Origin of the sequence: Desulfococcus sp. (assembly GCF_050178255.1) — a bacterium.
GTDB classification, from domain to species: Bacteria; Desulfobacterota; Desulfobacteria; order Desulfobacterales; family Desulfococcaceae; genus Desulfococcus; species Desulfococcus multivorans.
Map to the genome: position 1 here is coordinate 1 of NZ_JBFXGG010000106.1, position 9683 is coordinate 9683.

The following is a 9683-nucleotide window of genomic DNA, read 5'->3' on the forward strand; positions in this document are numbered from 1 at the left end:
TTCGATATCCGGAAACCGATCCGCCTCGAGATGACCTTTGACGTGTACGCCTCCGGCCGTGTGCTGATGCCTCATTTCACCGTGAAGAACCGGGAGGGGGTGTGCGCCTTCATCACCGTGGACCAGGATCCCGAGTGGCGGAAACGGCCGCGGCCGGCCGGGACATACGTGAGTACGGCGCTGATTCCGGGCAACCTGCTGTCCGAGGGGATGGTCTACATCAGCGTGAATTGCCTTTCCCTGAATCCCGATACCGTGATGTTCAGTGAAAAAAACGCCATCGCCTTCAGTGTTTACGACAATCTCGAAGGCGATTCGGCCCGGGGGGATTATGCCAGGGAAATTCGCGGCGTTGTTCGCCCCCTGTTGAAGTGGACGACCGAATACCGGCCCGGCGGAGACGGAATGGATTTCTCCCATATGGCCGTGGAGGGATGATTCGGGATGCGACCGATACCACGCGCCGTTCCGGACCGGATGCGGCAGCTGTTGCAGATGCCCTTGATACGATGGACATATCGCGCCGTGATGACCCGTTTTCGGCGGTTGAGGGAAACACAGGCCGGAATACTGCGGGATGAATGTTGCGGGATGAACCTGAACTGGCGTCCGGCGGCCCGAAGCAGCGCTCACATGGCCGCAGTCCACTGGTGCCACACCCGGATTCTCTGGCGGAAGAACAGAACCCGCGCCCTGTTGACGACCCTGCTCTGGCCCGTCGTCTCCCCCATATTCATCCTGAGACGGGTCGCCCGCCACGGCAGGCATGTCGCACAACAGTTCGGGGTGCCCCTTTCCCGCCAGGTCCGGGACCTCGTCTATCTTGCCCACGTGCTTTATATGGGACCGCGGACCTATTATTATTACGGGCTTTACCATCCCGGTCGGACGGCATCGGCGTCGCTTTACGTGCAGGATCATGAAATTCTGGGGCTGCTGGACGGCATCAACCGGGATACGGACCACCGTATATTCGAGAACAAGACGGCATTTTTTGAAAAATGCCGACAATCCGGCTTGAGGACGATACCCATTGCGGCGCGGTTCGAGAATGGAAAGGCGGCTTTCATCGACGACGGCGGTCGTGATGCGGACTGGTTTGCCAAGCCCGAAGGCGGCAGGTGCGGCACGGGCATTATGGCGTTTCGATACGACGGCCCGGGGCGATATCGGAGCGAAAGCGGCCGCCGGTTGTCAAAGGAAGACGTAATGGCCCGGGTTGCGGCCTGCTCCCTGTCATCGCCGTATATCCTTCAGGAGCGGATCTTAAACCATGCCGACGTGGCGGCGCTGGTGGGGGACGCCCTTTCCACATGTCGCATCGTGACCTATCGGGAACCCGACGGATCGGAGGGCGTGCTGCCGTGCGCCATTTTCAAGATGGCCGCCCGTGGGCGAAGCACCGACAATTTCCATACCGGGGGGATGGCGGTTTCCATCGACCTGGAAACAGGCGTGCTCGGCAGGGGCGTCGTGGGTGCGGAACCGACGACGCGATGGGATGTCCATCCCGACACCCAAAAGCGGGTGAACGGATTTCAGCTGCCCTTCTGGGCGGAAACCCTCGCGTTGTGCCGCGAGGCACATCGGGTCTTCAAGGATTACGCGTTCATCGGCTGGGACGTCGCCATTACGGACGATGGGCCGATGCTGGTGGAGGGAAATCTCTTCTGGGGGGTGGAGGCGATGCAGATGGCCCATGAAACCCCCCTTGGGGAAACGCCCTTTCCCCGGGTCTACCTGGCGCACATGAAACGGCAAAGAGGCTGAAAGTTAAAGGCTGAAGGCTGAAGACTGAAGACTGAAGGGGCATCAACGCTCCGTTCGTTGCGGACGCACCCCTTCAGCCTTTAGCCTTCAGCCTTCAACCTCAGCGGCCCGGACGCAAGTGCGTTTCCGGGCCGCCCCATGAATACCGGAAGTTGAATCAATTATGATACGGCAGGTGATATGAAAGTCGAAAACATTCGTCTGGAAGAACACAACGGAAAACCGGCCGTCAAGGCCGTCGTCACCTGGGAGGATTCCCCCAGGCCGCGTCAGGAAATTTATTTCGCCACCCTCGATCGGTTTGCCGACGCCCTGGATTCCGGAGCCGCCGCCTATGCGGTGGGCTGCCTTCTCCCGGCCTTGCATCACGGTGAAAGGCGACTGCGGATCGACGGAGCCATTTGCCCGGAGCTTCGCGACGGTCTCCACACCGTGATGGGGTTCATGGGCCTGTGGCACGAGGCCTACCGTTCCGGGGTCCAGATCGAGGCCGACGTGGAAGAGCGACCATCGCCCCGACCCGCCGTGTCGCGCTCGGCCCTCTTTTTTTCCGGGGGCATCGATTCCCTGGCGGCCCTGCGGGAGAATCATTCCCGGTATCCCGAATCCCATTCCGGTTTTTTCAGGGACGGCATACTGATTTACGGCCAGAACCCAGAGTCGGACCATCGGCCGGAAACCTTCGAAAAGGCGATGGCCGCCCTGTCCGAGGTGACGCGCGAATCCGGCATCTCTCTCCTCCCGGTTTACACCAATCTGCGAGAATTGGACGACGCGACGCGGTTTTTTGTCGATGTTTTCCACGGCGCGATTCTGGGAGCCGTCTCCCATATCGTATCGGGGCGCGTCGATTCCGTGTCCATTTCCGCCAGCGACAGCATTCCGGGGCTCGCGCTCGTGAAACGGGACACGTTCAAGCCGTTCGGCTCCCACCCCCTCATCGATCCCTACTACAGCAGCTGGCGTCTGAGAATCCGTCACGTCGGCATGACCTCGGGGCGCCTGGAGAAGACGCGGTTGGTGGCCCAGTGGCCTGTTGCCCTCAACAACATTCGCGTCTGTCAACCCAACTGGCCCGGCGAAAATTGCGGGCAGTGTGAAAAATGCCTGCGAACCATGCTGGCCCTCACGGCTGTCGGCGCGCTGGACAAAACCCGTTCGTTTCCGAAGAACGATATGACCGTGGCCGACATTGAAAACATCCGGTTCAAACCGGGACTGGCCGACGATTACCGCGAACTGATCGATGCGCTTGCCCACTCGGGCCGTCGGGACCTGGCCGCCTCTCTCAGAATTTCCCTGGGTCGGGCCCTGGGCCGGGCCATGACCCCCATGGACCTTGTCAGGAAAACGGATAAAACCGTTTTGCACGGCGGACTCAGCCGTCTCAAAAAACGCCTGACGGGAAGCCGGGCCGTCAATCATCTGAAATGAGCCGTTGATCTAAAGAAATCATGGGAGCCCGTTCATGAAAATACAAGACTTCACTTCGACCGATATCAACGGCCGCAAGCGCGTTTCCGCCCGTTTGATCTGGGAAGAGAACGACCATCCCGCGCAAACGCTTTATTTCGAAACCCCGACGGCATATGCCGAGGGCCTGGTGCCGGATCCCCATGCCTTCCTGATCGCCGGCGCCCTGCCCGCCATGCACTTTGGAGAAAAAAGGATCTGGGTCGACGGACCGGTCTGCCCGCAGCTGCTGGAAAACATCGATGTCGCCCTCCATTGGATCGTTCACTGGTTCTATCCGGGGAGGCGAAAGCCCATCCCCATCGCGACCGCCGGTATGAGACCTGCCGCGGCCGAAGGAACGTCGCGCGCCGGATTCCTTTTTTCCGGGGGTGTCGACTCCCTGGCGACCCTTCGGCACAATCACCTGAACTATCCTTCGGGCCACCCGGCCCGGATTCTCGACGGCCTGATCATTTACGGCCTGGAGGTGCAGAACGACGTCAGCTTCAACCATGTGTTGAGACATCTCGAGGTGATCGCCGCCGACGCCGACATCCGAATGACACCGCTCTATACGAACATTCGGGAACTGGGTCCTGAAAACGACCGGACCTTCTGGGCGGATTTCTGGCTCAAACAATACATGGGCGCCACCTTCGGGGCGGCGATCCACGCCCTGTCCGGACGGTTTTCCCTTTTCTCCATCAATTCCTGTCACGACATCCCGAATCTGATTCCCTACAGCTCGCACCCTCTTGTCAACCCGTATTACAGCAGTGCGGATCTGCGCATCCGGCACGAGGGCATCAATTTTTCCCGGTATGAAAAGACGCGGATCATTTCCGATTGGCAGGTCGCTATCGACAACCTGAGGGTGTGCAACGACTCTCGAACCTATCAGCAGGAGATCCTCAACTGCGGCGTTTGCGAGAAATGCGTCAGAACCATGCTGGCCATGCTCTGCTGCGGCGTGCTGGATCGTTCGGGGGCCTTCGCGGAAAATAATGTCACTACGGCGCGGGTCGAAGCCTCGGTAATCGTAAGACCCAACAATCTGCCCATGTATCGGGAGTTGTTTGAACCGCTGAGACGGATCGGCCGGGAGGACCTTCTGAAGGTGGTCCAGGTCAAAATCGATGAATTCGAAAAGCGGAAAAAGGTTGAGGAATGGACGTCGAGAACCATGGGGCCCCTGGCGACCGTCGACCGGAAGCACCTGCACAGCGTCTTCGGCAGAACCTTTCGCAGCATCTATGGCAGGATCCTGTGACCCGGGCGCTCACGGCACAAGGCCGTGTCCGGCCGTCCATTGAAACGATGCTGCCTGCCGTGTCGATCACCGCACAAATTCCATCGGATGCCGGGGATGTTGCCGCGGGCATCCTGACGGGCCGGCGCGTGTGTCGACCCGACCTCAGCCGTGATGCCGTGAATCGGCCGCTGCAGAGCGGTCTCCGCGATTCAGGGTTCGCCTTTGCCCAAAACGGCTTGTCAACAGCAATTCGCTGAATTCAAAAGTGTTAAAAGGATATTTTGCCCATGTTAATCAACGCATTTGAACTGTCTCCGGACTCTACCATCGAGACGGATATCTGCGTGGTCGGAGCAGGCGTGGCGGGAATTTCATTTGCGATGGAATACATCGACGCCGGGTACAGGGTATGTCTGCTGGAGAGCGGCGGCATCGAAGCCGACAGAGTAACGCAATCCCTGAATTGGGGAAAAAATATCGGATTTCCGTATTTCGAACTGGATAAATCCAGGGCCCGGTTTTTTGGCGGAACAAGCCATTTCTGGCACATCCCCATCGGCGACAACAGGCTGGGTGTCCGGTTGAGGGGGCTCGATCCCATCGATTTCGAAGCGCGTGACTGGGTGCCTTACAGCGGGTGGCCCTTTGATATATCCCACCTGGAACCCTTCTATCGAAGGGCTCACCAAATATGCCGGATCGGACCCTACAGTTATGATCCGGCAGACTGGATGTCATCGGAGGATCAACGGCGGCAGCCCCGCCTAACGGGAGAAGAATTCGAAACGACGGTGTTTCAGTTCGGCGATCGCGAAGTTTTTTTCAAGACCTACCGAGATGCCCTTGATCGTTCAGAAAATATAAGGGTTTTTACCCATGCCAATTGCGTCAACATCGCTGTTGACGATAATGCACAGGTCGTTACAGCGCTCCAGGCGGCATGCCTGAACGGACCCCGTTTCAACGTCAAGGCCAGGACCTACATCCTGGCGGCGGGCGGTATCGAAGTCCCCCGGTTGCTGCTGGCCTCGAATCACGTTCAAAAGGCGGGCCTGGGAAACGGCAATGACCTGGTGGGGCGGTTTTTCATGGAGCATCCCCACCTGACTTCCGGAGCCTTCATCCCGGCCGATGTGGAAATGTCCCATGCGCTCGCCTTTTACGGCATGCACCAGGTCAACGGTGTGACCATCATGGGAAAGCTGGCATTGAATGACGCCGTCAAACGAAGGGAGCGTCTGTTGAATCACTCGATACACATCGCTCCGGACTTCAACAGAAGCAAGGCATATTATAAACGGAGCTGGTCAAAAGGCTATTATTCGGGAAAATCCCTGGTCTACGATCTGAAAAAGAAAAAAATACCCCGAAACCTCAAAAGCCGGCTGATCGATGTCGCAAGAGATATCCCTTCTCTGTCCAGGGAGTCCTACCGGCACTTTACGAACCGTTTTTTGAAGGAATATGTCGCCGGTGAACGCATGGTCGTGTATCGCTTGAATCATATGGCGGAACAGGTCCCCAATCCGGAAAGCCGGGTTTTGCTGGATGAGGAGAAGGACGCCTTCGGCATGAATCGCATCAAGCTGAAATGGGAGCTGATGCCCCAGGATCTGAAGAGCATGATCAGAACGCAGGAGATACTGAGCGACGCGTTGAAAAAGAAGGGCCTTGGCCGGCTCATCATCGAGATGAAGGAAGGGGAAACCCCTCGGTTCCTGCGCGGCGGATGGCACCACATGGGGACCACCCGCATGCACGTGGATCCCAAAAAGGGCGTGGTGGACAAAGATTGCCGTGTTCACGGCATATCGAACCTGTATATCGCCGGCGCCTCGGTTTTCCCGACGAGCGGGTATGCGAACCCTGTCGTGACCACCGTGGCCCTGGCCGTGCGTCTGGCCGACCATGTGAAAAAGCTGTAACGGGATAGGCTGAAGACTGAAGGGGGATAAGGGCCGCATTCGTTACGACATCACCACTTCAGTCTTGAGCCTGACCCTCTGATAACGCCGAAAGCCGAGGTATCCGATCAATTACGGGAGACATGTTATGCCGCGATGGGGAATGGTTGTTGATTTGAGAAAATGTATCGGGTGCGAGTCGTGTGTAACCGCTTGCAGTGAATTTCATCATGTCCATGGAAACAGGTGGCGACGGGTGATCGATTGCGCCGACAATCCGGTTTCGGACCGGCAGCGTTTATTCGTCCATCAGAGTTGCATGCACTGTGATGATCCGCCTTGTGTGATGGTATGCCCCACAACGGCATCCTACATCAGATCGGACGGGATCGTCCTGATAGACCATGACAAATGCGTGGGATGCGGCTCATGTGTTCTTGCCTGCCCCTATGGGGCGCGGACCGTTTTGAAGGCGGACAATGTCGTTGTCGGTGAAAGCGAGTTGATGGGCTCCGACGTTCGGTCGAGAATCGACAAAAAAGGGCTCTGTACGAAATGCACCTTTTGTCACACCCGTATTGACGAGGGGCTCGGAAAGGGGTTGACGCCGGGCGAAGATGAGGCGGCAACGCCGATGTGTGTCGCGACGTGCAGTTCAGGCGCCCTGCACTTTGGAGATCTCGATGACCCGGACAGCAGGATAAACCATCTGATCCGGGACAACTTAACAACGCAGATGCAGGTGCAGATGTCGACGGGGCCGGCTGTTTTTTTCATCGTTCCTGAATGGTGGTCGGCATATTGCGAGCAGGCGTCTCCGGGAGAGAAGGATTGAAAAGCCTGAATGTGGTCCAGAGGAGCAATCAGACGGCGTGGGGATTTCCCGCTGCGCTGAATTTCGTGCTGGGGGGGGCGGCAGCCGGCTGGTATCTGGTCATGTCGGCAGCGATCGCTGTCCCAGGCATTGCCGACGGGGATTCCCGTCCGCTCTATCCGGTGATATGCGCCGGTATGGCGGCCATCGGGTTCATACCCCTGGCGCTGAAAACGAACAGGATGTATAATGCGCTGTATTTGTTTAATAATATAAAAGAATCCTGGGTGTCTCGTGAAGCCCTTTCCGGACTTTTATTTATTTTTTCCGCCGCTGCAAATTATATTTGGCCGCATGGTGTCCTGGAAGGCCTTGCCGTGCTGTCGGCCGCCGGCTTTCTGGTCAGCCAGGGGTTCATGCCCTATCAGGGAAAGGCCGTATCCGCGTGGCGTCATAACCGTCTGCCGTGGCTTTTGATTTCCGCCGGTCTGTACGGCGGTGCGGGTTTCCTCACGGCGAGCGTGGGGTTTCCGGAGGCAGCGGGCCCGGGGTACATCTTCATCGCCGTGCTGATCCTTTCCTGCGCGATCATCAACGCCGGCTTATGGATCAGCCACATTCGATACGTGATAACGGCCTATTCCCGCAACCGTTACCCGGCACCGTTTTCTCCGATATACGGCATGAAAACGGTCTTTGTCGGCCATATCCTCCCGATGATGCTGTTGCTTGTTCCTGCCTGTTCTCTATATCGAACAAGCGGCATCACGTGGGTCGATGCCGCCGTGACCATCGGCGCAGCGGTACTGATGATCGCCTTCAGTGCATACCAGAAAATAAAGGTCGTCAAGACATTTTCCGGCCTGATGCCGTTGGCGTTGAGTTTCCCTGCCGATCGACGACACAAAGGCGACTGACGCGCACCCGGCGTAATCCTGGAGATATATACCGCATATGAAACATTTTTACAGACCGAACTACAGAATTGTGCGGCTCTGGACGAAATTCTGGATCCGAAGCGGCGGTTTGAATCCCTTCGGCCGTTTTGCCATGAGAATGGCGGCCCTGTTCACGGCGCCGCACAAATCCAGAGTGAGATTGGCATACCTGGCCGACAGCGGATACATTGCGCCTTCCGTAATCGTCGACCATGATGAACTCACCCTTGGCAGGCACGTGTTTATCGATGACGGATGCATCCTTTTCAAAAGGCAGGGCACGGGGAAAATGGTGCTGGCGGATGAAGTCAAGGTGTTCCGCCAGGTTTTCATGGAAACCGGAACAGGGGGAAGCCTGTTCATCGATGAGAAGGCCAGTATCCACCCCAGATGTCAGATCAATGCCTTTCATTCATCGATTCACATCGGCAAACATGTCATGCTGGCCCCCTATTGCTGCCTCTACTCCTATAATCACGGCGTGAAACCCGGCATGCTCATCGTTGATCAGCCGCTTGAAAGCAAGGGGCCGATCGTTATCGGAGACGGCGCCTGGCTGGGGGTGGGGGTTATTGTAACGAGCGGCGTGACCATCGGAGAGAATGCGGTCGTTGGTGCCGGATCTTTAGTTACCCGGGATATCCCTCCTGATAGTATTGCCGCGGGTAACCCGGCAACGGTCATTAAAAAGCGTCAGGATATACCCGCCTGACCCAACCTCAAAAGATATCGCCATGATGATGAATCCTCCAGAAGCAGAACCCACGAAATTGGTTGCCGTTGCGGTGCCGTTGTCCCTCAACAATGAATTGTCGGAAGAGGAGAGAATATCCTTAAACCAGTTGAATCGCTGTTTGAGCCGGTATGACCGCTATTTTGTCGCCCCCCGGGGAGCCCGGAATCCGGATATGAACTTCAGGATCAAGGAGTTTGACAAAAAGTACTTCGGAAGCGCACAGGCCCATAATAAGTTATTGCTGTCGCCTGAGTTTTATCGGTCTTTTTCAGACTATAAATTCTTGTTGATTTATCATTTGGATGCATTGGTTTTTTCGGATCAGTTGGAAGCATGGTGTCAACTGGACTATGATTACATTGCCCCGCCGTGGATTCATGAGGTTCCCGGCGGTTCCGGGAAGGTGCTGGGCCGATGCGGAAACGGCGGCTTTTCCCTTAGAAAAACAGAGAGCTTTTTAAGGGTGCTCAATGCGACGAAAACCACCATAAGTAATTGGAAACTCTGGCAACTGATCACGATCAAGAGATCCAGGGCGGAAAAAATGTTCATGCTGCCGCTGTTGTTATTGCTTTTTACGCCCAAGCTCAGAAAATCAATCCTGATCAAGTACGGCTACACCCGAAACGAGGACGGATTCTGGGCGGACCATGCGAAATATTTTTATCCGGATTTTACGGTGTCGCCGGCTGAGCTGGCGTTGAAGTTTGGATTTGATAAAGATCTGGGATATTGTTTTGAAATGAATAATCGGGTGTTGCCTTTTGGATGCCATGCCTGGCACAAATACGATAAATCGTTCTGGACCGGTATC

8 protein-coding genes and 1 pseudogene are annotated in these 9683 nt (G+C 56.6%); all 9 read left to right on the top strand.

Annotation, left to right across the window (positions count from 1 at the left end):
* Positions 1 to 438: pseudogene (locus AB7S84_RS14345) on the top strand (ABC transporter ATP-binding protein); the annotation flags it as partial.
* Between the two features lie 6 nt (positions 439 to 444).
* On the top strand, positions 445 to 1770 hold the full coding sequence (locus tag AB7S84_RS14350) for a sugar-transfer associated ATP-grasp domain-containing protein (protein WP_428155258.1): 1326 nt from the start codon (positions 445 to 447) through the stop codon (positions 1768 to 1770).
* Positions 1771 to 1950: 180 nt separating this feature from the next.
* Positions 1951 to 3204: a hypothetical protein gene (locus AB7S84_RS14355; protein WP_020877843.1), complete on the top strand. Its 1254-nt coding sequence runs from the start codon at positions 1951 to 1953 to the stop codon at positions 3202 to 3204.
* A gap of 34 nt (positions 3205 to 3238) precedes the next feature.
* Positions 3239 to 4495 (top strand): hypothetical protein, encoded by a 1257-nt coding sequence (locus tag AB7S84_RS14360; protein ID WP_020877842.1) that lies wholly within the window; start codon positions 3239 to 3241, stop codon positions 4493 to 4495.
* Between the two features lie 269 nt (positions 4496 to 4764).
* The gene (locus AB7S84_RS14365; protein ID WP_020877841.1) at positions 4765 to 6402 is read left to right on the top strand and encodes an FAD-dependent oxidoreductase; all 1638 of its coding nucleotides are present in this window, start codon (positions 4765 to 4767) and stop codon (positions 6400 to 6402) included.
* Positions 6403 to 6529: 127 nt separating this feature from the next.
* Positions 6530 to 7216 (top strand): 4Fe-4S dicluster domain-containing protein, encoded by a 687-nt coding sequence (locus AB7S84_RS14370; RefSeq protein ID WP_020877840.1) that lies wholly within the window; start codon positions 6530 to 6532, stop codon positions 7214 to 7216.
* The gene (locus AB7S84_RS14375) at positions 7213 to 8112 is read left to right on the top strand and encodes a hypothetical protein (RefSeq protein ID WP_428155262.1); all 900 of its coding nucleotides are present in this window, start codon (positions 7213 to 7215) and stop codon (positions 8110 to 8112) included. The genes AB7S84_RS14370 and AB7S84_RS14375 overlap by 4 nt, the downstream gene beginning before the upstream one ends.
* A 37-nt stretch (positions 8113 to 8149) precedes the next feature.
* Positions 8150 to 8845 carry an acyltransferase gene (locus tag AB7S84_RS14380; protein WP_428155264.1) on the top strand — a complete coding sequence of 232 codons (696 nt, stop codon included), beginning with the start codon at positions 8150 to 8152 and terminating at the stop codon, positions 8843 to 8845.
* 22 nt (positions 8846 to 8867) lie between these two features.
* The coding region (locus AB7S84_RS14385; RefSeq protein ID WP_428155266.1) for a DUF5672 family protein at positions 8868 to 9683 on the top strand (816 nt) is incomplete at its 3' end.